General features: G+C 67.1%; 23 protein-coding genes and 2 pseudogenes. 16 read left to right on the forward strand and 9 right to left on the reverse strand.

Annotation, left to right across the window (positions count from 1 at the left end):
- Positions 1-45: 45 nt before the first annotated feature.
- The 9 genes and pseudogenes from IPN92_01605 (at position 46) to IPN92_01645 (ending at position 9,864) form a co-directional block, all read left to right on the forward strand.
- Positions 46-345: a hypothetical protein gene (locus tag IPN92_01605; GenBank protein ID MBK8637016.1), complete on the forward strand. Its 300-nt coding sequence runs from the start codon at positions 46-48 to the stop codon at positions 343-345.
- Positions 346-769: 424 nt separating this feature from the next.
- The gene (locus IPN92_01610) at positions 770-1,057 is read left to right on the forward strand and encodes a CopK family periplasmic copper-binding protein (protein ID MBK8637017.1); all 288 of its coding nucleotides are present in this window, start codon (positions 770-772) and stop codon (positions 1,055-1,057) included.
- 91 nt (positions 1,058-1,148) lie between these two features.
- The gene (locus tag IPN92_01615; GenBank protein MBK8637018.1) at positions 1,149-1,718 is read left to right on the forward strand and encodes a hypothetical protein; all 570 of its coding nucleotides are present in this window, start codon (positions 1,149-1,151) and stop codon (positions 1,716-1,718) included.
- Positions 1,705-2,862: an efflux RND transporter periplasmic adaptor subunit gene (locus tag IPN92_01620; protein ID MBK8637019.1), complete on the forward strand. Its 1,158-nt coding sequence runs from the start codon at positions 1,705-1,707 to the stop codon at positions 2,860-2,862. Before IPN92_01615 ends, IPN92_01620 begins: the two co-directional genes overlap by 14 nt.
- Before the next feature lies 1 nt (position 2,863).
- Positions 2,864-6,018 (forward strand): annotated as a pseudogene (locus IPN92_01625) (efflux RND transporter permease subunit).
- 50 nt (positions 6,019-6,068) lie between these two features.
- The gene (locus IPN92_01630) at positions 6,069-6,488 is read left to right on the forward strand and encodes a hypothetical protein (protein ID MBK8637020.1); all 420 of its coding nucleotides are present in this window, start codon (positions 6,069-6,071) and stop codon (positions 6,486-6,488) included.
- Positions 6,489-6,592: 104 nt separating this feature from the next.
- A complete protein-coding gene (locus IPN92_01635; protein MBK8637021.1) occupies positions 6,593-6,820 on the forward strand; it encodes an SHOCT domain-containing protein in 228 nt (75 codons plus the stop codon).
- Positions 6,821-7,048: 228 nt separating this feature from the next.
- Complete coding sequence (locus IPN92_01640) at positions 7,049-7,495, forward strand: hypothetical protein (GenBank protein MBK8637022.1); 447 nt, start codon at positions 7,049-7,051, stop codon at positions 7,493-7,495.
- A 26-nt stretch (positions 7,496-7,521) separates the two neighbouring features.
- Positions 7,522-9,864 carry a copper-translocating P-type ATPase gene (locus IPN92_01645; protein MBK8637023.1) on the forward strand — a complete coding sequence of 781 codons (2,343 nt, stop codon included), beginning with the start codon at positions 7,522-7,524 and terminating at the stop codon, positions 9,862-9,864.
- Positions 9,865-10,010: 146 nt separating this feature from the next.
- On the opposite strand, the pseudogene IPN92_01650 reads toward IPN92_01645, so the two are convergent.
- Both IPN92_01650 and IPN92_01655 read right to left on the reverse strand, forming a co-directional pair.
- Positions 10,011-10,801, reverse strand: a pseudogene (locus tag IPN92_01650) (ABC transporter ATP-binding protein).
- 1,142 nt (positions 10,802-11,943) lie between these two features.
- The gene (locus tag IPN92_01655; protein ID MBK8637024.1) at positions 11,944-12,288 is read right to left on the reverse strand and encodes a hypothetical protein; all 345 of its coding nucleotides are present in this window, start codon (positions 12,286-12,288) and stop codon (positions 11,944-11,946) included.
- Here IPN92_01655 and IPN92_01660 point away from each other — a divergent pair.
- The gene (locus IPN92_01660) at positions 12,262-12,627 is read left to right on the forward strand and encodes a DNA2/NAM7 family helicase (GenBank protein MBK8637025.1); all 366 of its coding nucleotides are present in this window, start codon (positions 12,262-12,264) and stop codon (positions 12,625-12,627) included. The genes IPN92_01655 and IPN92_01660 overlap by 27 nt on opposite strands.
- A 23-nt stretch (positions 12,628-12,650) precedes the next feature.
- Here IPN92_01660 and IPN92_01665 read toward each other — a convergent pair whose 3' ends face one another.
- Both IPN92_01665 and IPN92_01670 read right to left on the reverse strand, forming a co-directional pair.
- Positions 12,651-13,367, reverse strand: a complete 717-nt coding sequence (locus IPN92_01665) for an RES family NAD+ phosphorylase (protein MBK8637026.1) — start codon at positions 13,365-13,367, stop codon at positions 12,651-12,653.
- Between the two features lie 12 nt (positions 13,368-13,379).
- Entirely contained in the window at positions 13,380-13,775 is a 396-nt protein-coding gene (locus tag IPN92_01670; protein ID MBK8637027.1) for a DUF2384 domain-containing protein, read from the reverse strand.
- Between the two features lie 369 nt (positions 13,776-14,144).
- On the opposite strand from IPN92_01670, the gene IPN92_01675 reads away from it, so the two are divergent.
- The 5 genes from IPN92_01675 to IPN92_01695 all read left to right on the forward strand — a co-directional run bounded on the left by IPN92_01675 (position 14,145) and on the right by IPN92_01695 (position 18,086).
- Complete coding sequence (locus IPN92_01675; GenBank protein ID MBK8637028.1) at positions 14,145-15,344, forward strand: ABC transporter permease; 1,200 nt, start codon at positions 14,145-14,147, stop codon at positions 15,342-15,344.
- 112 nt (positions 15,345-15,456) lie between these two features.
- Entirely contained in the window at positions 15,457-16,209 is a 753-nt protein-coding gene (locus IPN92_01680) for a YebC/PmpR family DNA-binding transcriptional regulator (GenBank protein MBK8637029.1), read from the forward strand.
- 62 nt (positions 16,210-16,271) lie between these two features.
- A complete protein-coding gene (ruvC, locus tag IPN92_01685; protein ID MBK8637030.1) occupies positions 16,272-16,814 on the forward strand; it encodes a crossover junction endodeoxyribonuclease RuvC in 543 nt (180 codons plus the stop codon).
- Positions 16,811-17,410 carry a Holliday junction branch migration protein RuvA gene (gene ruvA, locus IPN92_01690; GenBank protein MBK8637031.1) on the forward strand — a complete coding sequence of 200 codons (600 nt, stop codon included), beginning with the start codon at positions 16,811-16,813 and terminating at the stop codon, positions 17,408-17,410. Before ruvC ends, ruvA begins: the two co-directional genes overlap by 4 nt.
- A 67-nt stretch (positions 17,411-17,477) precedes the next feature.
- Entirely contained in the window at positions 17,478-18,086 is a 609-nt protein-coding gene (locus IPN92_01695; protein MBK8637032.1) for a 2OG-Fe(II) oxygenase, read from the forward strand.
- A gap of 11 nt (positions 18,087-18,097) precedes the next feature.
- On the opposite strand, the gene IPN92_01700 is transcribed toward IPN92_01695, so the two are convergent.
- Positions 18,098-20,116, reverse strand: coding sequence for a transglycosylase SLT domain-containing protein (locus IPN92_01700; GenBank protein ID MBK8637033.1), 2,019 nt, complete (start codon positions 20,114-20,116; stop codon positions 18,098-18,100).
- Between the two features lie 237 nt (positions 20,117-20,353).
- On the opposite strand from IPN92_01700, the gene IPN92_01705 reads away from it, so the two are divergent.
- The gene (locus tag IPN92_01705; protein MBK8637034.1) at positions 20,354-21,100 is read left to right on the forward strand and encodes a DUF4143 domain-containing protein; all 747 of its coding nucleotides are present in this window, start codon (positions 20,354-20,356) and stop codon (positions 21,098-21,100) included.
- On the opposite strand, the gene IPN92_01710 is transcribed toward IPN92_01705, so the two are convergent.
- From IPN92_01710 to IPN92_01725, 4 genes are all read right to left on the reverse strand, one after another.
- A complete protein-coding gene (locus IPN92_01710) occupies positions 21,095-21,766 on the reverse strand; it encodes an ABC transporter ATP-binding protein (GenBank protein MBK8637035.1) in 672 nt (223 codons plus the stop codon). The genes IPN92_01705 and IPN92_01710 overlap by 6 nt on opposite strands.
- The gene (locus IPN92_01715) at positions 21,763-22,914 is read right to left on the reverse strand and encodes an efflux RND transporter periplasmic adaptor subunit (protein MBK8637036.1); all 1,152 of its coding nucleotides are present in this window, start codon (positions 22,912-22,914) and stop codon (positions 21,763-21,765) included. The genes IPN92_01710 and IPN92_01715 overlap by 4 nt, the downstream gene beginning before the upstream one ends.
- 161 nt (positions 22,915-23,075) lie before the next feature.
- Complete coding sequence (locus tag IPN92_01720) at positions 23,076-23,501, reverse strand: hypothetical protein (GenBank protein ID MBK8637037.1); 426 nt, start codon at positions 23,499-23,501, stop codon at positions 23,076-23,078.
- 330 nt (positions 23,502-23,831) lie between these two features.
- Positions 23,832-24,251, reverse strand: coding sequence for an SCP2 sterol-binding domain-containing protein (locus tag IPN92_01725; GenBank protein MBK8637038.1), 420 nt, complete (start codon positions 24,249-24,251; stop codon positions 23,832-23,834).
- Positions 24,252-24,274 lie beyond the last annotated feature (23 nt).

Here is a 24,274-nt window from a genome sequence, read left to right on the forward strand (position 1 = left end):
TACCGGTTGGGCTCCCAGTCCGTTTGTTTAGTTTGGAGAGATAACATGAAGAGACTACTCGCAACCATCGCCATCGCCCTGTTCGCCGCCAGTGTCGGCGCCGACGACGTCTACCGCGGCCTGGCCAAGGGCAGCCCGGACCTGGGTGAGCCCCACCCTGATCGGGCGGTCGCAGCCCAGCCCGGCGTCAATGACATGGCCGTGTTCGAGAGCCGCACCGACACGGCGGATCTGTCCCCGGCGGCCCGCACCAGGGGGGCTGCCAGCCGCTCCGGAAGCATCACCAAGGAAATTTACAACGGCTTCTGTGGTGACAACGCTGGCAACGCGGATCTCAACTGCTGAAGGGTACCGGCAAGGTAAATCCAGGACACCGGGCCGACTGCCGGGAACCCCTCCCCCACCACTTGCCTGGCTGCCTCAGACCCCCAGGCGTTGGAGGGGGGCACATACCGCCCTACAGGCTCTAAGGAGATTCGCTATGTACTGGTTGGATGACCGCCTCGCCCTGCCCGCGTAGGCACAGGAGGGAGAAGACGGCAGCACCCAGGCGGCGCCCGCCCTTGCTGTCGACGTCGGGTCCCGCACAGGGGCAAACACCGAGGCGTTCGAGCTGGCTTGAAAATGACCGCTTTGTCATCGCTCCGACAGCACTCCGTCGGGTACCGCAAGCCAGACTGTCAACCATGAGCAGGATGCTCGAAGCCGGCTCCAAGGAAGCGCTCGTTGGCCGGTCTATTTGTCTGTCAAATTCGAAAGGAGAACACCCATGCGAGTATTCAAGAGCTTAATGGCAGTAGCGTTGACGACCGCCCTGTTCGCGGCGATCGCTGCCGAACCGCCTGCGGACCGATACGAGCTGAAGGATGGCTCAACCCTGTATGTGCATCCGGATGGGACGATGCGAATGATCGATGCCCACGGCAAGCCCCTGTCGATGAAAGACGGTGTGGAGATGGACCTCAAGGACGGCAGGACGCTCCTGATGAAGAACCGACGCATCTGGATTCAGGTCGGTCCGCCCGGGAAAGGTTTCCAGTACCAGCGCACGGAGTAACGGGTCGCCTGGTCCAGGCAGGTCTCTGTTTGCCTGGGCTTGCTGCATCGCCGCTGTCTAATCCCGTTTCTGACATGCTAGGAGTCCTTCTATGAAATGCCTCACGGCATGCCTGATCGTTGTGGCCCTTGCGCCGCCCGCCTGGGCCCATGAGGGCGAGGATCACAGCGCCCCAGCCGCGCCTGCCCCCTCCGTGGAGGCCGGGTCCCGTACCGAGGCGCAGACCGATGCGCTGGAGTTGGTTGCGGTCCTCGCGGACGGGCAACTGACCCTCTACCTCGACGATTTCGCCACCAACGAGCCGGTCGCCGGCGCCCAGGTCGAGGTAGAGAGCGGAATCTTCCGGGCGGTCGCGACCCAGGCCGCCCCCGGTCTCTATACGGTGCCCGCCGGGCCCTTCGGTCCCCCCGGTAGATACCCGCTGGTCGTTTCCGTGCAGGTGAGCGATGTCGCCGATCTGCTGACCGCAACCCTGGAGGTTGCGGAGCCCGCGGCGGTCGCCGAGCAACCCAGATGCTGGGCGTCGCCGTGGGATGTGCGGATACTGGCGGGCGGTGCGGGGGTCCTGTTGCTGGCAGGCGTCGGGGTCCTGGCGGCACGCCGCCGCCAACGGCGCACGCGCACCGAAGCGGGGCGGGCGGGGGGCCATGCGCATGCCTAGAAAACGCCTTTTCGGCGCCCTCGGGGCTGTGCTCCTGGCCCTCGCCGCCGGGCGGGCCGCGGGCCACGGGGATGAGGACCATGGTCAGGACGCAAGGCCAGCGGCTTCTCCTGTCTTGGCGACTGCGACCGACGTCGCGCTGGCAGCCTCCGCCTCGCCCCAACGCCTCCCCGATGGCAGCCTGTTCGTACCCAAGCCGGTGCAGCACCAATGGGGCCTGCGTACCCAGATGGCGCGGGTCGAGGACCTGGCCGCCACCGTCGAGCTCAACGGCAAGGTCATCGCCGATCCCAACGCCGGCGGGCGGGTCCAGTCCATCCAGTCCGGGCGCATCGAGCCAGGTCCGCGGGGCCTGCCGACCCTGGGCCAACGGGTGACCAAAGGCGAGGTGCTGGCCTATCTACAACCGGCGAGCAACAGCATCGACCGCGGCAATCAACAGGCACAACTCGCGGAGCTCGAATCCAAACTCGCCATTGCCGAGCGCGATCTGCGGCGTCAGGAGCAGCTCGCCGATGCCGTGCCGAAAAAAGAGGTGGAGGCGGCCCGCTTCGAGTTGGAGGCGCTGAAGAAGCGCCGCGCCGCCGTGGGGGCCAGCCTGAGCGCCCCGGAGCCCCTGCTTGCCCCGGTGGCCGGGGTCGTCGGCGCGGCCAACGTCGTGGCTGGGCAGGTGGTGGAGACCAAGGAGGTCCTGTTCGAGGTCGTTGACCCCGGGCGCTTGGCGGTCGAGGCCCTGGCCTATGACGCGACCCTGGTGGAGGGGATCGCCTCGGCCAGCGCCCCAGTTCCCGGCGGTGCCCTGGAGTTGCGGTTCGTCGGCGGCGGCCGGCAACTGCGCGAACAAGCCATACCGCTGCTCTTTCGCGTCGCCTCGGCCAGTGCCCCGGTGGCCGTCGGCCAGCCCCTCAAGGTGATCGCCAAGACCGCGCGCACCGCCCGAGGCGCGGCGGTGCCTCAGGGCGCCCTGGTGCGCAACGGCGCCGGCGAGTGGGTGGCCTGGGTCCATACGGCCGCGGAGCGCTTCGTGCCGCGTCCGGTACGCTTTGCCACCCTGGATGCGGCCAGCGCCATGGTGACCTCGGGGCTCGCCGACGGCGAGCGCGTCGTCACCCAGGGCGCCGGGCTGCTGGGACAGGTGCGCTGAGATGTTCGACCGCATCATCCACGCCAGCCTGCGCCAGGGTCCCCTCGTCCTGGGGCTTGCCCTGGGCCTGGTCGTCTATGGGCTTCTGACGGTGCGCGAGATGCCGGTGGACGTCTTCCCCGACCTCAACAAGCCGACCGTCACCCTCATGACCGAGGCGGGGGGCATGGCCCCGGAGGAGGTGGAGCAGTTGGTCACCTTTCCCGTCGAGACCAGCATGAACGGCATGCCCGGCGTCACCCGGGTACGCTCGGTATCGGGGATCGGGCTGTCCATCGTCTACGTGGAGTTCGCCTGGGGCTCGGACATCTACCGCAACCGCCAGCAGGTCAGCGAACGCCTGAACCTGGTGCGCGAGCAGTTGCCCGAGGGCGTGGTCCCCCAGCTCGGGCCCATCTCCTCGATCATGGGCGAGATCCTACTCATTGCCCTCCCCGCCGACCCGGCCAAGGCGAGCCCGATGCAGGTGCGCGAATGGGCCGACTGGGTGGTGCGCCCGCGCCTCCTGACCATCCCCGGCGTCGCCCAGGTGATCCCCATCGGCGGGGAGGTCAAGCAATACCGGGTCGAGATCGACACGGCGCGCTTGCAGGGCCTCGGCATCGACCGCGACCGCTTGGAGGAGGCACTGCGGGACTTCGGCGCCAATACCAGTGGTGGCTTTCTGGAGACCCAGGGGCGCGAGTACCTGATCCGCCAGATCGGGCGCACCACCCGCCTCGAGGACCTGCAAAACCTGGTCGTCGCCGTGAAGAACGGCCAGCCGATCCTGCTCAAGCAGGTCGCGGAGGCGCGGCTCGCGCCGGCCATCAAGCGCGGCGACGCCGGCTACAACGCCAAGCCGGCGGTGATCCTGTCGGTGCAGAAGCAGCCGGACGCCGACAGCGTGACCCTCACCCGCGCCGTCGAGGCGGCGATTGCCGACCTGGCGCGGTCTCTGCCCCCGGGCATCGAGGCACCGCAGTTCCTATTTCGGCAGGCCAATTTCATCGAGCGTTCGGTCGCCAATGTCGAGGAGGCCTTGCGCGACGGCGCCATCCTGGTGGCCGTGATCCTGTTCCTCTTCCTGCTCAATGTCCGCACCACCCTGATCTCGCTCACGGCCATCCCGGTCTCCCTGCTTGCCACCGCCCTGGTGTTCCACTACGCGGGTCTGTCCATCAACACCATGACCCTGGGCGGACTCGCCATCGCCGTCGGCGAGCTGGTGGACGACGCCGTGGTGGGGGTGGAGAACGTCCTGCGGCGGCTCAAACTCAACCGCACCGCCGCAACGCCCAGGCCGATCATCGAAGTGATCGCTGCGGCGACCCTGGAGGTGCGCTCGGCCATCGTCTACGCGACCCTGATCATCGTGCTGGTGTTCGTGCCCCTGTTCGCCCTGCCGGGGATCGAGGGGCGCCTGTTCACCCCGCTCGGCGTCGCCTACATCGTCTCCATCCTCGCCAGCATGCTGGTCTCGGTGACCGTCACGCCGGTGATGGCCTACTACCTGCTCCCGAGGATGAAGCAGCTCGGCCAGGGCGATAGCCCGCTGGTGGCGCGGCTCAAGGTCTGGGATAGCCGGCTGCTCCACTGGTCCTTCGACCACGGCCGTCTGCTCCTGGGGGCGGCGCTCGCGACCGTGGTCCTGGCCGCCGCCTCCGTCCCCCTATTTCCGCGCACCTTCCTGCCGCCCTTCAACGAAGGGACCCTGACCGTCAGCCTGCTGCTCAACCCCGGGACCTCGCTCGCGGAGTCCAACCACATCGGCACCCTGGCCGAACAGCTCATGGCCGGGGTGCCCGAGGTGACCCAGGTGGGCCGGCGCACCGGGCGGGCGGAGCTCGACGAGCACGCCGAGGGCGTCCACTCGACGGAAATGGATGTGGACCTGCGCGACTCCGGGCGCAGCCGGGCCGCCATCGTCGCCGAGATCCGCGCGCGGCTCGCGGGGCTGCCGGCAGTCGCCAATGTCGGCCAGCCCATCTCTCACCGCCTTGACCACCTGCTCTCCGGGGTGCGCGCCCAGATCGCGCTCAAGGTCTACGGCGACGACCTCGATACCCTGCGCGGCCTGGCGGCGGATCTGCGCGAGCGCCTTGCCAAGATCCCGGGGTGACGGACCTGCAAATCGAGAAACAGGTGCGCATTCCCCAGCTCAAGATCCACCTGGACTACGAGCAGGCGGCACGCTATGGCGTGGCTCCCGGCGCTCTGCTGCGCAGCCTCTCGCACATGATCGAAGGGGAGAGGATCGCCCAGGTCATCGAGGGCAACCGGCGCTTCGACCTGCTGGTGCGGCTGCCCGAGGGGGAGCGCGGCCTGCATGACCTGGCCAACCTGCCCATCGAGACCCCTGGCGGGCATGTCCCGCTGTCCACCCTGGCGACCATCGAGGACGGCGACGGGCCCAATCAGATCAGCCGCGAGAACGCCCGGCGCCGGATCGCGATCTCCGCCAACACCGACGGCAGCGACCTGGCCCGCATCATCCGGTCGATCCGTGCCGAGCTTGCGGCCAGACCCCTACCGGAGGGCTACTCCACCGCCCTGGAGGGCCAGTTCCAGGCTCAGGAGGAGGCGGCGCGTCTGATCGGCCTGCTGGCCCTGGTGTCGCTCGGCATGATCTTCCTGGTGCTCTACGGCCGCTATCGCTCCGCGGTGCTGGTCGCGATCATCATGGGCAACATCCCCCTGGCCCTGCTAGGCAGCGTCGCCGCCCTGTGGATCTCCGGCCAGCCCCTGTCGGTGGCGGCCCTGGTGGGCTTCATCACCCTCACGGGTATCGCCACCCGCAACGGCATCCTGAAGATCTCCCACTACATCAACCTGTGCGCCTTCGAAGGGGAGCGCTTCGGCAGGGCCATGATCGTGCGCGGGTCCCTGGAGCGCCTGACCCCGGTGCTGATGACGGCCCTGGTGGCGGCCTTCGCCCTGGTCCCCCTGCTGCTCGGGGCCGAGGCCCCCGGCAAGGAAATCCTGCACCCGGTGGCGGTGGTGATCTTCGGCGGGTTGGTGAGCTCCACCCTGCTCGATACCGTGCTGACCCCGGTGATGTTCTGGCGCTGGGGCCAAAGGCCGCTGGAGCGGTTGTTGGGTGACAGGGAGGGTGCAGCGACCGGACGTGCCGTGGCGGTTCCCGATAAGGCGGCAGGGGCGTTCGAAAACTTCTGATGTGTTCAACCATCGGCCGGAAATCCGGCCAGAAACGAGAGAGGTCTCTGATGAAAAAAACGGTTCCTGTGTCGCTCCTGCTTGCCGCGTTGCTGGTTGGGGCGGGTGGCGCTTCCGCGCACGATGACGCCACTCTGGACACCCTCGCGGCCCCCAACGGCGGCCAACTGCGCATGGCCGGTCCCTACCATTACGAGCTGGTCCTGGCCAAGGAGGGGGGAGAGGCGAAGGAGCGCCCGGTGCTGGTGTACGTCACCGACCATGCCGGGCAGGCGGTCTCCACCGCCGGGGCGAGCGGTTCGGCCATTCTCCTGTCCAGCCAGGGCAAGGTCACGGCCAGCCTCGCGCCCGACGGCGACAACCGCATGAAGGGGACCGCGGCCTATACGCCAGCGCCCGGTATGAAGGCAGTGGTCAGCATCGCGCTGGCGGGCAAGGGGCCCGAGCAGGCGCGGTTCACGCCGAAATAGGGCCGGCGCAGGGCGCACCGCAAAGTGACGCAAATGTCATCCGCGCGTCAGCTTGCGGTGGGTATCGGGTCTCCAGACTTACTGAGGGTAGGTGGAGGTGACACATGTTCGGATTCGATCACTTCGGCATGGGATGGGGTGGATTGGGCATGGTGCTGATCTGGGTTCTGCCTATCCTTCTAGGCATCTTGCTCGTGCGCTATTTCGCCCGTGATCGTGAAGAAAGGCGGGAACCCACGGCCCTGGAGATCCTGGAGGCGCGCTATGCACGCGGCGAGATCGACCGGGACGAGTATCTGAAAAGGCGCGCCGATCTCACCTCGATACGGTGACAGGCCGTACCGCAAGACCTGGAGGCCGACCGGCTCACCGCCAACGCGCCGGCCCTCACGATGTCGCATCGTTTCACGCCCCACAAGATCCTGTGCCCCGGGGCAGGCACCAACCAACCCCTTTAGCGGAGCAATACCATGACCACGCAATGCAGAAACCTTTCGGCGCAACCTCAAGTCGCGAACCAATCTCGCCGGCGAGCACTAGCGCCAGCCGGACGGCTCGCCATGACCGCCATCGCGGCTTCGCTCGCGTTCGCCGTCCCCGTATTCGCCGACGATGCCCATTACCCGCAGCAGGCTCAAGAGACCGGGACCGCACCCGTCGGGCCGGCGGAGGTGGCGCCGTCCATGGAGAAAATGCAAGACAACGTCAAAAAGATGCAGGCGCAGCTCGATCGCATCGCCGCGGCGAAGACGGACGAGGAACGGCAGAAGGCGACGGCCGAGCATATGCAGACGATGCAGGAGAACATGAAGATGGCCGGCGGCATGATGGGCTGCCCCATGATGGAAGGCGGCATGATGGGCAAGGGCGGCATGGGCATGATGGGCGGCAGCTCCCCGGATGCCATGGCAAGGCACATGGAGCAGATGGAGAAACGCATGGACACGATGCAGAGGATGATGGAGCAGATGACCAAGTCCTCAGCGATGCCCACGCCGACCCAGTAAGGCCGTCGGTCAATGCCGTCGAAGAAATGTTGGCGAACTTCCCCCGGTCGCCAGCCTTGACGTTCCCGGCGGGGAGGGATGGAAATGGACGAACATCGGGACTATCGGACCCAGACGCCGGCATTCTTGCCGCGTTTCAAGGTCCTGCCCAAACAAGGAGAATCGTCATGAACCATGCAGAGCATTCCGACAACGCCCACCGTCAGGAGCACCCGGATCATCCCGTGGCCGCGGCGGAAGGCCGGAACCTGACAACTCTCTACACCTGCCCGATGCATCCGGAGATTCGCCAGCCAACACCGGGCAACTGCCCCAAGTGCGGCATGACCCTGGAACCCATGCTGCCCAAGCTGGACGACGAGGCGCATCCCGAGCTCACCGATTTCCGCCGCCGCTTCTGGTGGACCCTGCCCCTGACCCTGGCGGTGACGGCGCTCGCCATGCTCGGCCACCGCCTGGGATGGTTGGCGCCGCAAGACCAGAGCTGGGTTGAATTGCTCCTCGCGTCGCCGGTCATCCTCTGGGCGGGCTGGCCGTTTTTCGTGCGCGCCCTGCGTTCGGTGGTGACGCACACGCCGAACATGTGGACGCTGATCGGTTCAGGCACCGCCGCCGCCTATGGCTACAGCCTGGTGGCGACGGTTGCGCCGGAGCTTTTCCCCCCCGCCTTCGTTGCCCATGGCCGAGTCGGTGTGTATTTCGAGGCGGCGGCGGTGATCGTGTCCCTCACCCTGCTGGGCCAGATCTTCGAGCTGCGGGCGCGCGCCGAGACCGGGGCGGCCATCCGGTCCCTGCTCGGCCTCGCGCCCAAGACGGCACGCCGCATCCAAGCCGACGGCAACGAGGAAGACATCCCCTTGACTCAGGTCCATCCCGGCGACCGGCTGCGGGTGCGGCCGGGCGAGAAGGTGCCGGTGGATGGCGTGGTGGAGGAAGGGGAGAGCGCGGTGGACGAATCCATGCTCACCGGCGAACCGCTCCCCGTTTCCAAGCGGTCCGGCGACACGCTGATCGGCGCGACCCTCAACGCCAACGGCAGCCTGATCATGCGCGCCGAGAAGGTCGGGACCGAGACCGTGTTGGCGCAGATCGTGCAGATGGTGACCCAGGCCCAGCGCTCGCGTGCGCCGATGCAGCGCATAGCCGACCGCGTGGCGGGCCATTTCGTGATCGGGGTGGTGGCGATTGCCTTAGCGACCTTGTTCGGCTGGGGGTTATTCGGCCCGCAGCCTTCCTGGGCCTATGGCCTGATCAATGCGGTGGCCGTGCTGATCATCGCCTGCCCCTGTGCGCTCGGGCTGGCGACGCCGATGTCGGTGATGGTCGCCACCGGCAAGGCGGCGACCCATGGAGTGCTGTTTCGCGATGCCGCGGCCATCGAGAACCTGGGCAAGATCGACACCCTGATCGTGGACAAGACCGGGACCCTCACCGAGGGTAAGCCAGCCTTCCACGGCGTGGTCGCGGCCGCGGACGGGGACGAGGCCGCGGACGGGGACGAGGCCGAGGTCCTGCGCATCGCTGCCAGCCTTGATCAGGGCAGCGAGCACCCCTTGGCGCAGACCATCGTGGCGGAGGCGCGGCGGCGCCGACTCGGGCTTAGTAACCCACAAGGCTTCGAATCCTCATCGGGCATCGGTGTGCGCGGCCTCGTCGATGGACAAGAGGTCGTGCTCGGCAATACCGTGTTGATGGAAGAGAACGGCGTCGACTGGCACCCTCTGGCGCAGCAGGCCGAGGCGCTACGCCGGGAAGGCGCCAGCGTCATGTTCCTCGCCGTTGCCGGCAAGGCGGCCGGGCTCCTGGCGGTATCCGATCCCATCAAGCGCTCGACGCCGGAGGCATTGGAGGCGCTTCGCGGCAGCGGTCTCGCCATCGTCATGGCCACCGGCGACGGCCTCACCACCGCCCGTGCCGTCGGCCGCAGGCTCGGCATCGACGAGGTGCATGGCGAGGTCAAGCCGCAGGACAAGGACGACCTGGTGGCCAGACTCCAGGCGCAGGGACGTCGGGTCGCCATGGCCGGCGACGGCATCAACGATGCGCCGGCGCTGGCCCGCGCCGACGTCGGCATCGCCATGGGCACTGGAACCGACGTGGCCATGAACAGCGCCCAGGTCACGCTCGTGAAAGGGGACCTGCGGGGCATCGCCAGCGCGCGTAAGCTCTCGCTCGCGACCGTGCGCAACATGCGCCAGAACCTGCTGTTCGCGCTCTTTTACAACGCCTTGGGGGTGCCGATCGCAGCCGGGGTGCTGTATCCCTTAACGGGGATGCTGCTGTCGCCGCTCATCGCGGCGCTGGCCATGAGCTTCAGTTCCGCGTCCGTGGTAACCAACGCATTGCGATTGCGCCGGGCAATCGTATGAAACGATGCAGCCGCAACGCCAAACCCGCGTGACGACGATAACCGCTTCACCCCAGACAGATATTCAGCCGTTACCGAGTGTGCGGTCGCCGGCTTGGAGATCGCCGCCGCGGTGGATCTTGCGGCGCAGGCTGACCCTGCTGTCGCTCACGGCGGCAGTGAGGGGTTGGGATCGGCGCGGACGCTGATCGCCCCGTCTTCGACGTCGAGGATGCGGTCGAACACATCGAGGGTGCGGTGGTCGTGGGTGACGACCAGCATGCCGGCGTGGCGTTCGTGGGCGACCTTGGCAAAGAGTTCCATGACCTGGCGACCGCGCTGGCTGTCGAGCGCGGCGGTGGGTTCGTCGGCGAGGATGAGGCTGGGATTGTTGGCGAGGGCGCGGGCCACGGCGACGCGCTGCTGCTCGCCGCCGGAGAGGGCGACGGGCAGGTTGTTGGCGCGCTCGGCGACGCCGAGGTAGTCGAGCACTCCATGGCGCGTTGACGCGCGGCCTTGGGCGCGGTGTCGTTCACTTCGAGGGCGATCTGCACGTTTTCCAGCGCGGTGAGGAAAGGGATCAAATTCGCTTTTTGAAACACGAAGCCGAGGTGCTGGCGGCGGAAGGCGCGCAGATCGACGAGCGCTTTTGATCCATCGAGCACGGGCGTGCCGTTGATGGCGACCTGGCCGGAGGTGGGCGGATTGATCAGCGCCATGGCGGTGAGGATGGTCGATTTGCCGCTGCCGCTGGGGCCGAGCATGCCGACGATCTCGCCGCGTGCGATGCTCAGCGTGGCATCGCGGATGGCGACGACCTCGGTGTGGCCGCTGCCATAGACTTTGCGCAGGTTGGTAACCGCGATCGCGGGCGGGTCGGGGGCGACTGTATTCACGGAGAGCACGGTGTTGGGCTCGACGCGCAGCGCCTTCCAGATACCGAGCAGGCTGGCGAGCATCGGGATGACCAGGACGATGAGGCCGAGGGAAACCAGATCGGCCGTCTCGATCAGGACGAGTCGCGGGAACGAGGGAAAAAGATACAGACCCAGCCACCACGCCAGCCCAAAGCCACCGGCCCCCATGAACAACGCCTGCTGGAGAATGAGGCCCCCGATGACGGTATTGCGCGCGCCGATGATCTTGAGCAGGGCGATGTCGCGGATCTTGTCCAGCGTCAGCGTATAGATGATCAGGGCGATGATGATGGTGGAAATGACAATGAGCAGGGCGCGAAACAGGCCGAGCTGGCGGCGCGCTTTGTCCACCATGCCGGCGAGCAGCAGATCCTTTTGCTCCTGCGTGGAATAGACCGCGATGTCCGGCCAGGTGCGCAGGACGCGGCGGACGGCGGCCTCGTCTGTGCCGGGATCGAGGGTGACGAGGATGGCACTGACTTGCGGTTGGGCGAACGCGGGGATGCCGCTGGAGAGCCCCCCGGCGCGGTCGAGCAGCAGGGGCTGGAGGCGTCCGAGGTCGATGCCCTCCACACGGGCGCGGCGCGCAGCCCGTTCCAGGCGCACGGCCTCCCCCGGTACGTCGAACTGGATCGCCATCGCGTCGCTGACGGTGAAGAAGGCCAGGCCATCGCCGCCGCTGCCCACCAGGCCACGCGTCTGCCCAACGACTTCATAGACCTCCTTGCCGAACTGGATCTTCTCCCCCAGGGGCAGCCCAAGGGACTGATCGGCGATCATTTCGTAGTGCGCCTGGTGCAGGGGACGACCGGCAACCAGGGGCACCCATTCGCCTCGGTCGTCCGGCCAGGAGAGCCCTTGTACGACCATGCGCAGGGGCTTCCCCCGATGCGCGCGCTGGATGGTGTGCGAGACGAAGCGGCGGGCCCGCGCCACGCCCGGCACGGCCCGCACACGATCTTCGAGGTTGGCGGGAATGCGCGAAACCTCGGCGAAGGGCCCGCGCGTGCTGCCCTGGACGACCCAGAGATCGGCGCCCACGCGATCCACGAGCAGCGTCGCCTCATGAATGAGGCCGCGATAGATGCCGCCCATGCCCATGACGATCATGAGCAACAGGCCGACACCCAGGGTGGTGAAGACAAAGCGGCCGGCGTTGTGCCGGATGTCGCGGAGGGCAAGGTTCATGGCAGGGCGATGCGTTGCCCGTCGGTCAGGGCAGCCTTCTGCCCGTCGGTGGGGCGGACGACCTGCTCGCCGGCGCTCAGTCCCTGCACAATCGCGATGTCCTGGACGCCGCGCAGACCGGGCTTGACCTCGCGCCACTGCGCCCGTCCGGCCGCATCGACGAAGACGCCTGGGCGCCCGGCCTTCCAGACCAGGAAGTCCCGCGGCACGGCGAGGGCGTCGGGCTGACGTCCGACCTCGATGAAGACCTCCGCGCGCTGGCCGATGGTCCAGTTCTTCGGCAACTCGGTGACACGGCCATGACCCGGGAGCCCATGGGTGAGCGCGCCTTCGTCAAGCACCTGGAGTCTGTCCAGGGGGACGAGCGCGATCAGATCCTGTTTTCTCTGGGGTACGCGCCCCAAGAGCGTACCAGACGCGACGGCCAGATCGAGCGCTATGTCCCGGCCCGCTTCGGACCTCTTGGACAGAAGGGCGGCGAGTCCCGGCTCAACGTAGCGGTATCCCGCGCCAAGCGGGAAATTCTGGTGGTCTCCTCCTTCGACCGGGTGCTGCTGTCCGTGGCGCGCACAGCAAGCACGAGGGACCGAAGCCCTTCAAGCAGTTCCTGGAGTACGCCCATCACCTGGCCCAAGGCCGCCGCAACCAGGCCGTCCAAGGCCCCGACGAAAATGCGATAAATCAGCGTTTCTTTAACAAAAAGTCATTCAAATCTTGCCACATCCAGGCTTACCCAGACCGTACCCGGCTGCATTTCCACCCTGATCCAGTTGCCTTCCAGCCGATACGTGAGCTGACAGTTGAGCCTTGGGTTCGCAAGCACGCCGGGGTTGAATACCGCTAAGTTATCGCCCCCCGGCCGGCGGACGGACTGAATCAGCAACCCTGGGTGCCCCTCCCGGTGGATGCGCGCTCCCACCGTTTGCGGAAAGGAGTAGTCGAAGGGATGCAACAGCTCGGGGTAATCCGTTGTCGCTTGCCGAAAATCCACCAGAGCAGCCCCGCAAGCCACCGAGTAGACCTTGCGCTCGGCCACGACGGCCTCCCGATCAAAACCGGCATCGGCCAGCAGCCCCCGGTACCAGTGATACGCGGACTCATAGACCGTGGTCTCGACCCTGTCTGATCCGTACCAAACGCCATAAGTCCCATCCGAAAAGCGGCTGGCCTGCCAATGCTTGAAAGGCCAAGCGATGGCGTTGAACCACTCCGCATCCTCGAACGGTCGGTGAATGATGGGCGTCATCGAACGATACAGAGGAGGCTTGACATCGACTTCCACCTTCTGCGCCAGCAGCCACTCGGCTGGATCATCCGTCAGGTCATCAAATAGATCCTGGGATTGTCGGAGCGAAACGATGTTCCTCAGCAGGTCCTGATGAACATCGGCCAGCGTGAGTGTGGCGAAGAGCGAATTCATCCGTCTTGCGATTCAAACGCCACGGGCACGGTCCAGGTACCCCCGCACCGTCAGTAACCCCGCGAAGCCCCACTCCTTGACGATCTCGACCGGAGTGAGGTTGTCGAACGCCTTGTTGCGGGTCGTCATCCAGCGGTAGGCCAGCTCCCGGTTCTGTGGAAACAGCAGGCGCAGGTTCTTGTGGATGCCCAGCAGGTGACCGACCCGCTCGTATTGATCGCGACTGGTGCCGACCGGCGCGCCTTTGCGATAGCGCGTCAAGGCGGCCCGATTGCTGGTGGCGATGCCCAACAGCGCCGCTTGATCCTCGGTGCTTAGCTTCCAGTGGTCGAGCAACGTCATGACCATCTTGGCCAGCGCACCACGATCTTGAGATGCACTCACCTCTCGCTCGATAACCGCTCCCATGGCTGACTCCTTTTGGAGTTGATCAAGGATGACAATATAGCTTCCTGTTGCATTAAGGACAAGAATCGTTGCGATAGCAACGATCTTGCGCTGGACTTTGCCCAAAAAGGTCCAAATTACCAAACGAACCCATTTCAGTTTTGAACAGAAGGGATTGGTGAAGGGGTCAGGCTCGGATCAATCTTGGTTTTGTCTTTGATCGCCAGGCTGCTGGCAGTCATGAGATCTGGTATAACCCGCAAATGAGCGCAAAATCAACGCCGTCATCCAACCGCCCATCGGCAATCCACTAACATCGCGGGTGAACCATGCGCCTGGAAGATGCCCTGAGTTTTAGCCCGGTCGCGGCCCTGTCCGGGGGCTGACGTCATGCGCGCCCGGGACTATGGCCGCTTCAGCCTGACCGCCGTGGGCGCCTATCGCGCCCGCAGCCTGCTGACGGTGACCGGCATTGCCATTGGCATCGCCGCCGTGGTTCTGCTCACCGCCATCGGCGAGGGCATCCATCGCTTCGTCCTCACCGAGTTCACCCAGTTCGGTACCCATTTGCTGACCATTGCCCCCGGCAAGGTGACGACCCTGGGCATGTCGGGGGCCATCGTCAGCAATGTCCGCCCCCTGAGCCTGGCGGATGCCCAGGCCCTGAGCCGCTTACCGGGGGTAGAGGCCCTGGTGCCCGTGATCCAGGGCAATGCCGCCGTGGAGGGCAATGGCCGGACGCGCCGCACCCTGGTGCTGGGGGCGAGTAGCCAGGTACCCCGGGTCTGGCGCATGCAGCCCGAACTGGGCCGCTTCCTGCCGGACGAAGGGGGTGGCGGGGGGCGGGCCCTGGCCGTGCTGGGCGCCAAGCTCAAGGCGGAACTCTTCGGCGCCGCCTCGCCCCTGGGGGCCCGCATTCGCATTGGCGGCGAGCCCTATCGCGTGGTCGGGGTCATGGAGGCTAAGGGCCAGATGCTGGGCTTTGACCTGGACGATACCATCTTCATCCCGGTGGAGCGGGCACTGGCCCTCTTCAATCGCGACAGCCTGATGGAGATCGACCTTCTCTACGCGTCGGAGGCCAGCGGCGAGGCGGTAGCCGAGCGGGTGCGCCGGGTCCTGCTGGAGCGGCATGGCCACGAGGACTTCACCATCACCACCCAGGATCAGATGCTGGAGGTCGCCGGCTCGGTGCTGGACGTCCTGACCCTGGCCGTCGGCGCCATCGGGGGCATCTCCCTGGCCGTCGGTGCTATCGGCATCCTGACCATCATGACCATCGCCGTGGGCGAGCGCCGCCGGGAGATCGGCCTGCTGCGGGCATTGGGCGCCTCCCAGGGCCAGATTCTCTTGCTCTTCCTGGGCGAGGCCCTGGTCCTGGCCCTCCTCGGTGGGCTGGCCGGCCTCACCCTGGGGCTGGGCGGGGCGGGGCTCATCGGCGCCCTGGTACCGGCCCTGCCGACCCATATCGCCTGGCAATTCGCCCTTGCCGCCGAGGTCAGCGCCGGCCTCATCGGCCTGGTCGCGGGGGTCCTGCCCGCCCTGCGGGCGGCCCGGCTCGATCCCATCCTGGCCCTGCGCGACGAATGAGCCCCTGCCTGCCAGGGCCAGGAGGCGCCGGACTCGCCGGCCCGGGAAGCCGAAAACTCGGGTGTGTTGGGTATACAATGCCGCCCATTCAGGCATTCTGGAGGAGAGATCCATGGCCGGTCATAGTAAATGGGCCAATATCAAGCATCGCAAAGCGGCGCAGGACAAAAAGCGCGGTTCGATGTGGACCAAGCTGATCCGCGAGGTGACGGTGGCGGCGCGGGAGGGCGGCGCCGATGCGGGGATGAATCCGCGCCTGCGCCTGGCCATGGACAAGGCCTTCACGGCTAACATGCCCCGGGACACGGTGGAGCGCGCCATCAAGCGCGGCGCCGGCGGCACCGAGGGCGAGCAGTACGAGGAGATCCGTTACGAGGGCTATGGCCCCGGCGGGGTGGCGGTGATGGTCGATTGCATGACCGATAACCGTAATCGTACCGCCGCCGATGTGCGGCACGCCTTTTCCAAGTATGGCGGCAACCTGGGCACCGGCGGCTCCGTGGCCTATCTCTTCACCAAGCAGGGCGTGATCAGTTTCCCGCCCGGCGTGGACGAGGATGCCCTGATGGAGGCGGCCCTGGAGGCGGGCGCCGAGGACGTGGTCAGCCATGATGACGGCTCCCTGGAAGTCATCATGACCCCCGAGGATTTCGGGCCCGTGCGCGATGCCCTGACCATCGCCGGCTTCGCCCAGGGGGAAGGGGACGTCACCTATAACGCCTCGACCCAGGCCACCTTGGAAGACCGCGATACGGTGGAGAAACTGCTGAAGATGATCGACGCCCTGGAGGACCTGGACGACGTCCAGGAGGTCTATTCCAACGCCGACATCCCGGACGCCATCCTGGCCGAACTGGAGGCCTGATTCTGGCCCCCCTCTCACCCCTCGCCCAGCCCCGGGACGCCGCCTCTGGCCCCCTACCGATCCTGGGCCGGGCCGCTAGCCGGGCCCTGCGCCATCGCATCCTGGGCATCGACCCGGGCTCCCGCAACACCGGCTTCGGGGTCATCGACACGGACGGCCAGCACAGCCTGCGCATCGCCAGCGGCTGCATCCGGGTCGGCGACCAGCCCTGGCCGGACCGGCTGGGGCTGATCTTTGACGCCGTCGCCCAGGTGGTGGCGGATTATGCCCCCCACGAGATGGCGGTGGAACAGCTCATCTTTGCCCGCGATCCGACCGCCGCGCTCAAGCTGGGCCAGGCCCGCGGCGCCGTGCTCTGCGCCGGGCTCAAGGCGGGCGTTCAGGTGCATGAATACAGCCCCAAGTCCGTCAAGCTGGCGGTGGTTGGCAGCGGCGGGGCGGAAAAGTCACAGGTCCAGCACATGGTGCGCATCCTTCTGGCACTGCCGGAGTTGCCGGGGGAGGACGAGGCCGACGCCCTGGCCCTGGCCCTCTGCCACGCCCACTCCATGGGCATTCCCGCGCGCCGGCGCGCCGCTGCCTCCTGGCGGGATTTTCGGCCATGATCGGACGCCTGCGCGGTGACATCATCGACAAGCGGCCACCCTGGCTGCTCCTGGACGTCAACGGGGTCGGCTACGAGCTGGAGGCCCCCATGTCCACCTTCTACGACCTGCCCGCCGTGGGCGCGACCGTCACCCTGGTGACCCACCTGGCGGTGCGGGAGGACGCCCACACCCTCTACGGCTTTCTGCGGGAGGCCGACCGCGTCCTCTTCCGCGATCTGCTCAAGGTGACCGGTGTTGGGGCCCGCATGGCCCTGGCCATCCTGTCCGGCATGGACGCCCGCCGCTTCGCCCAGTGTGTCGAACAGGAGGATCATACCGCCCTGATGCGGCTACCCGGCATTGGCAAGAAGACCGCCGAGCGCCTGGTGATCGAGATGCGCGACCGCGTGGGCGCCCTCGCGGCGGGACTCCCCGCGACCGCTACGGTCCCCGCGCGGGTCCCGGCGGAGGCCGCCCCCCTGAGCGATGCCATCGCGGCCCTGATCGCCCTGGGCTACCGGCCTTTGGACGCCAACCGCATGGCCCGCGCCGCCGATGACGGTACCAAGACCTCCGAGGAGATCATCCGCGCCGCCCTGAGGGGAGTGGCATGAACCTTCACCCCCAGACCGCTCCATCGGGACCCTCCGGATTCACGCCCCACCTCGGGAAGCCTCAGCCATGACCCCCATCCACCGCGACATCATCCCCCTGCCAAGCATCCGCGAGGTCAAACCCGGGAGCTTTATCTTCGCCCGCCCCAATGCCCTGCCGCCGAGCTTCTGCGATGAGGTCATCGCCCGTTTCGAGGCCCACCCGGAGCAGCAGCACGAGGGGCGCATCGGCCAGGTTCAGGCCAAGGATCTCGCCATCAAGGCCACGACGGATCTGGTGGTGAGCGACAAGGAGGACTGGGGGGATGTGGATCAGATGTTCTTCCGCTCCCTGGCCGCCGCCCTGCGGGAGTTTCGCGAGACCTACACCTACTTCAAGGGGCCCTTCAAGGACATGGGCTATCAGGTCCAGCGTTATCAGGCGGGGGAGTACTATCACTGGCACATCGACGGCGGTAGCCACGAATTCAGCCAGCGCCAACTCGTCGCCCTCTGGTATCTCAATGAGGTGCCCGGCCCCGGCGGCGAGACCCAGTTCGCCTATCAGGATGTCAGCATCAGGCCCGAGCGCGGCACCCTGGTCCTCTTTCCCCCCTTCTGGACCCACGAACACCGCGCCGCCCGCCTGGAGGCGGGGGTGAAATACATCGCCACCACCTGGGTGGTCTTCGCCTGAACTTTGCGGCCCTATCCCCCCGGTATGGGCGGCAAGAGCTCGGACAGGCGCAGCGGCTCCAGCCCCAGACGGGCCCGGTAGATGATGCGGTAGGCTAGGACACGCTCGACATAGCCCCGGGTCTCGGCGTAGGGAATGGCAACAATCCAGAGGTCCGTCTCGGTACAGGCCTCGGGGAGCCAGCGGGCCACCCGGTGGGGCCCGGCGTTATAGGCGGCGGTGGCCAGGGCCGGGTGGCCGAAGCGGTCCCGCATCCCCGCGAGATAGGTGCTCCCCAGATTGATGTTCCGTTCCGGTTCCAGGATGGCGCCACGCCCCGGCGCCGGCTCGCCGGCCGCGACCGCCAGTTCCTGGGCGGTACCGGGCATGAGTTGCATCAGCCCCAGGGCCCCGGCCTGGGAGGCTACCGTGGGATTGAAGACACTCTCCTGACGGATTACCCCATAGATCCAGTCCTCGGGCAGCCCCGTCTGCCAGGCCTGCTCCTCCACCAGGCCCCGATAGGCGAGGGGAAAGCGCAGTTCGAGGTCGTCCCAGTAGTCGGTGCGGGCCAGGGTAAAAATCGCCTGGTCATGCCAACCCAGCCCCGCGGCCAGGGTGGCGGCGGCCCGCAGATCGGGGGCCTCCAGGTCGCGGGTCAGGGTGCGCCACTCCCGGCGCATGTCCGCGTCCCGGCCCAGGCGCTGGAGTTCCCGAATCCGCTCCAGGGCGGGCGCGGTGGCGAGGCGGCGGAGGCGCTCGGGCTCGACGGGTACCGGGCGCGACTCCAGGGGATAGGGGAGCCCGAGGCGGTCCGCCGCCAGCAGGCCCCAGAGGCTGCGCTGGCCAGCGGCGGCCGCGAAGCTCTCCCGGGCCGCCGCGTCTTGACCCAGGGCGGCCTCGGCGCGCCCCTGCCAGTAGAGCCAGCGATCACGCTTCTCCATCTGGTCGGGCATGCGCCGCACCCACTCCGCCACCCGCGCCCAATCCCGCTGGCCAATGGCCGCCCGCAGGCGCCGCTCCTGGGCCTCCAGGTTTTCGTCATGCGCCGCCATCCGGTCCCAGAGCGCCAGCCCCCGGGGGCCATCGACCGGGGTGAGGGCCTGGCCCACCGCCGCATGGGCGCGATCCCAGGCCAAGGGGTCCCGTTCCAGGGTATCGGCATGGGTTGCCAGGGCGAGGGCGGCCTGCTCGGGCGTCGTCCGCGCGAGGTTGACGATGCCAACCGCCAGGATGGCCGCCGCCAGGGGGGGCGGGACCGGGTTGGCGCCCGTTGGGGCGCTGGGCCGGGTCCTGTTCAGGGCATTGGCCTGGGCGCTGGGTGGGGTGCTCGCCTGGCCGTCCGCCCGTGCCGGTTCCGGCAGGGGCTCCAGCACCCGGGCCGGGCGAGCCAGCACCGCCAGCCCGTAGTCGAGCCAGGGCCGCTCCGACGCCGGCAGCCAGGTGCCCAGGTGGCGGGCCAGCCCCGTCTCCCCGGCCTCCAGGGCCAGCCGGATCCGCGCCCAGAGCCGTTCCGAGGTCAGGCCGCCCTGGGTCCGCCAGGCCTCGAAGAGGGGATCGCAGGCCGCCGGCTGGGAGCTGGGCCTCAGCCAGAGGGGCTCCAGCCGGGCGGGATCGAGGGCCCGGTCCGTCGCCCCCGTCTCGAGCAGTGCGCGCAGATAGAGACAGCGCCGCTCCACCGCGTCACCCTCCTCCCGGTAGATCCGCGCCAGATCCGCCCAGCGTTCGGCCTGGGCGAGGCGTTTGACATAGGCGGCGCGCAGCCGCTCCGCCAGGGGGGTATCCGGGAATTCGGCCAGGAAGGTCTCGATGGCGGCATCCGGCGCCGCCTGGTGATCACCCAGTTCGGCGAAACGCAGGTAGGGATACAGCGGATAGTCCCGGAGTTGGTCCCGCAGGGTCTCGAAGGTGGGGCGGTCCCCGCTCTTCAGGGCCCGCTCGGCCCGGAGGAAGGTGGCTCGGTCGGCCGTACGGTCGGCATCCTGGCCCCGCGCGGTTGCCGATACCGTCATGGCCGATATCAGCAGTATCCATAAGGCCCTGGGCCTCATCAAGACAAGACGGGACATCGGGGTCTCCTTTGAATCGAGGCCCATTTTTGGGAAGCGCGATGCATTTTGCAAGTTGTGACGATTTCCTGCTCGCCTGGGGAGGTATTCACGGCGTCCCCCGCCGCCACCCGGCCCGGGATACCGAAAACTTAAGTGTGTTGGGTATATTTTACAGAAGAGACGCCTATAACTATGCAAATCGAATCTGTAAGCTGCGATCTGCATAAAATTCCATGATTGACCGTGATATTTTGGAGGAACTACGCCGATCGGCGGCCGAGTACCCGGTTGTTACTGCAAACCTACGTCGAACGGGACGTCCGGGCGCTGATTCAGGTGCGGGATTTATCCGTTTTCCAGAAATTCCTGACGATGTTGGCGGGCCGGGTGGGTCAGGTCATCAACCTCGCCTCCCTGTCGAACGATGTTGGTGTCTCGGCGACCACCATCCGCAACTGGTTGTCGGTACTCATCGCCTCTTTCGTGGTGTTTGAGTTGTCACCCTACTTCGAGAATATCCAGAAGCGGGTCATCAAATCGCCAAAGATTTATTTTGTCGATGTGGGGCTGGCGACCTTTCTGTTGGGCATCCGCACGCCGGAGCAACTGGCGCGTGATCCCTTGCGGGGCCATCTCTACGAAAACCTGGTCATCGCCGAGGTCTTGAAGGCCAGGTACAACGCTGGCCAGCGCCCCGAGTTGTTCTTCTACCGGGATTCGCAGGGTAATGAGGTGGATTTACTGATCCGTGAGGCCGGGTCCATGACGCCGGTCGAAATCAAATCGGCCAGCACCTTCACCCCCCACTTCATCCAGGGCCTGGAACGCTTCCAGGCCCTCGGCGCCGTGCGGTGCGCGCCTGGCGTGGTCCTCTACAATGGCGACCAACGCTTTACGCTGCGGGGCGTGCGCATCTTCAATCCGCTAGCCGTCCCAGACCCGACCGATGAGATCCTGCGGCCCGGGCGCGCCCCTTCCTCATGAGGTTTCGGGAAGGATGGCGCCGTCATCCATGCGGATCCGCCGCTGGGCGCGGGCGCCGAGTTCGGCGTCGTGGGTGACGATCAGCAGGGTCAGGCCGTTAGCGTTGAGGGCCTCCAGGGTCTCCATGACCTCCCGGCCGGAGGCGCGGTCCAGGTTGCCGGTGGGCTCGTCGGCCAGGATCAGGCCCGGCTCCATGATGGTGGCGCGGGCGATGGCAACGCGCTGGCGCTGGCCGCCGGAGAGCTGATCGGGGCGGTGGTGGGCGCGATCCGCCAGCCCCACCGCCGCCAGGATGCGGGTGACCCGTTCCCGGCGTTGGGCGGGTGCCAGGCCCGCCAGGACCAGGGGCAGCTCGACGTTCTCCGCCGCCGACAGGCGCGGGATCAGGTGGAAGGACTGGAAGACGAAGCCAATGCGGTCGCGCCGGAGCTGGGCGCGGCGCTCCTCGTCGATTTCGGTGGTCTCCAGGCCGTCGAGGCGGTAGTGGCCGCTGTCGGGGCGGTCCAGCAGGCCGAGGATGTGCAGCAGGGTGCTCTTGCCCGAGCCCGAGGGGCCCATGATGGCGGCGTATTCGCCATCGGCGAAGGTGAGATCAATGGCGCGCAGGGCGTGGACCGGCTGGCCGCCCACCTGGAAGGTGCGGGAGACTCCGGCGATCTCAATCATGGGGCCGGCTCGCCCAGAATGGCGCGGGCGCCGTCCACCACCCCGTCCTGATCACTGGACAGGACGACCAGTGCGCCGGGCTCGATCCCCCCGGTGATCTGGGTCTGCTCCCAGTTGGCCAAGCCGGTCTGGACGGCACGCTGGCGTAGGCGGCCGGCTGCCTGGTCCAGGACCAGAAGGGTCCCGTCGGGCTTGAGGGCTGCGGTGGGCACCCGCAGGACGCCCTCGCGGCGTTCGACCAGGATCTCGACGTCGGCGCTGTAGCCGGCTAGCCAAGCCAGTTCCACCGGCGGATCAATGACCTCGACCTCGACCTCCAGGGTGCGGGCCTGCTTCTCGGCGTCGAGGACATAGGGGGCCAGGCGCCGCACCCGGGCGGGAAAGACGCGATCGCCGAAGGCATCCAGGGTGACGCGGACCTCGGCGCCGGTCCGCACCTTGGCGGCGTCCACCTCGTCGATGGGGGCCGAGACATAGTGACAGGCGTCGTCGATGAGATCGACCGCCGGGGGGGTGGGGATGCCGGGGGGCGAGGGCGTGGCGTATTCGCTCAGCTCGCCGGAGACCTCCGCGACGATGCCCGCGAAGGGGGCGGTCAGTTGGGTCTTGGCCAGATTGGCCCGGGCGAGGCCAATCTGGGCGGCGCTGACCCGGGCCGTGGCCGCCGCCGCCTCGCAGTCGGCGCGACCGGCCTTGGCGCCGGTGATGGCGCGGTCCAGGACCTCCTCGGAGGTCAGCCGGCGCTGCTGCAGCTTGACCTGACGCGCGGCCTCGCGTTCGGCGTTCTCGGCGTTGAGGCAGGCGGAGCGGGATCGCGCCTCGGCGGCATCCGCCTCCCGTTCCGCCAGGGTGACCTGGGCGGCGAGATCGTCATTCCAGAGTTCAAGCAGCAGATCGCCGGCCTTGACCCGATCACCCTCGCGCACCGCCAGGGTCTTGATCTGACCACCAATGCTGGGCGCCAGTCGCGCCCGCCGGCAGGCCTTGAGGGTCCCGGCGCGGGTATTGGCGACGATCTCCTCGACCGTCCCCAACGTCGCCGCCTGGACCTTGACCACCACCGGTTCGGGTTCGCGCAGAGACCACCAGACCCCCAGGCCAGCGACGGCCAGGGCGGGCAGCACCCAGGTGCGGGCGGTAAGCGGCATGGTGGAGATCCCCGTGAAGCGTCAGATGTAATTGTATACCCAGCGCCCGCCGCCACCCGACCCGGGAAACCGACTCACGCTCCCGGCGAGAACCCAGGGGTATAAAAAAGCCCGCCACGGGGGCGGGCTGACCGGGGCTGGCGCGGGGCCTCCAGCGGTCATCAGAACTTGGTGATCACCACATTGACGCCGTCCTCCGCGCCCAGGTCGAAGGTGTTGCCATCCAGTCTCGCGACCGTGCCGATCATCTCGGCGACGTAAGCGGGGTCGGCGGCGGCATTGATCACCAGGCCATTGCCCTGGCCGTCGGCCACCACCAGGGTGGCGGCATCGGGCCGCGTAATGGAGATGCCCTCACCGGGGGACAGGATGGTGAGGTCCGCATGCATGAAATGCACCGAGAGGGCCGAGGGGTCGCGATTGGCCTCGACAATGGCATCGGCGGCGTCAACGGCTCCAGACTTGACCTTCTCCACCAGAATTCCGGCCGTGGCCTTGGCCTTGGCGGCGATTTCCTGCGCCTTTTCGCTGGTGGCGGCCTCTTTCACCGCCGCAACGGCTTTGTCGAGATGTTCTTTCCAGTTCATGAGTTCTTTCTCCTCATTGCAGATAGTCGAAAAAGATAGGGATGCGGACATCCGGTGGGTCAGGGAGACGAGCCAGCGGCTAACAGGTTACCGATCCCGCCCGCCGAAGCCAAATGCTGCCTGAACGCGATTTGCCGCATCCCCCAGCCGGTGAGACTCCTGGCCCGGATGATCGTTCCTTAATCCCCAAGGGCGCCGGTTGTTGGGCCTGCCCGCTGGTGGTGACACCGTGCCTGTCTGGCGATAGGGTCTCATGCGGATGAGCATTAAAAAGCCCGCCAGGGGCGGGCTCTTGGTGTCGGGGCTGGGATGGTCCCCGCTGGTCGGGGCTCAGCCGAGTTCGTCGGCGCCGATCTTCTGCATCAGGCCGAAGCTCTTGACGAAGGGATTGGCCATGCGCGGGTCCTTCATCATGGCCTTGTAGTCGCCGGCCTTGAACTTGAGCTTGCCGGTCATGAAGGCCATGCCCATGCCGGCCATGCCGATGCCTTTCTCGACCCACTTGAGCCAATCACTCAGATCGGCACGCATGTCCCAGTTCGGGGCGGGATCGCTGGGGCTCCAGGAGCCGGCGCGCATGCAAACGCCGTTTTCGACCACGAAGACGCCCCGGGGGTTTTCCTCGTTCTTAAAGCCACAGGTAATGACGGAGCCGAAGCCAATCTCGGCGAGTTTGTCCTTGACCTCGGGTTCGTCGTTCCAGGCGTCCATGAGTTGCTTCATCCAGGCGTCGGAAAAGAGTGCTGCCATGGGTTAAATCCTCCAGGTTTTGG

The organism is Chromatiaceae bacterium (assembly GCA_016714645.1).
GTDB lineage: Bacteria > Pseudomonadota > Gammaproteobacteria > Chromatiales > Chromatiaceae > M0108.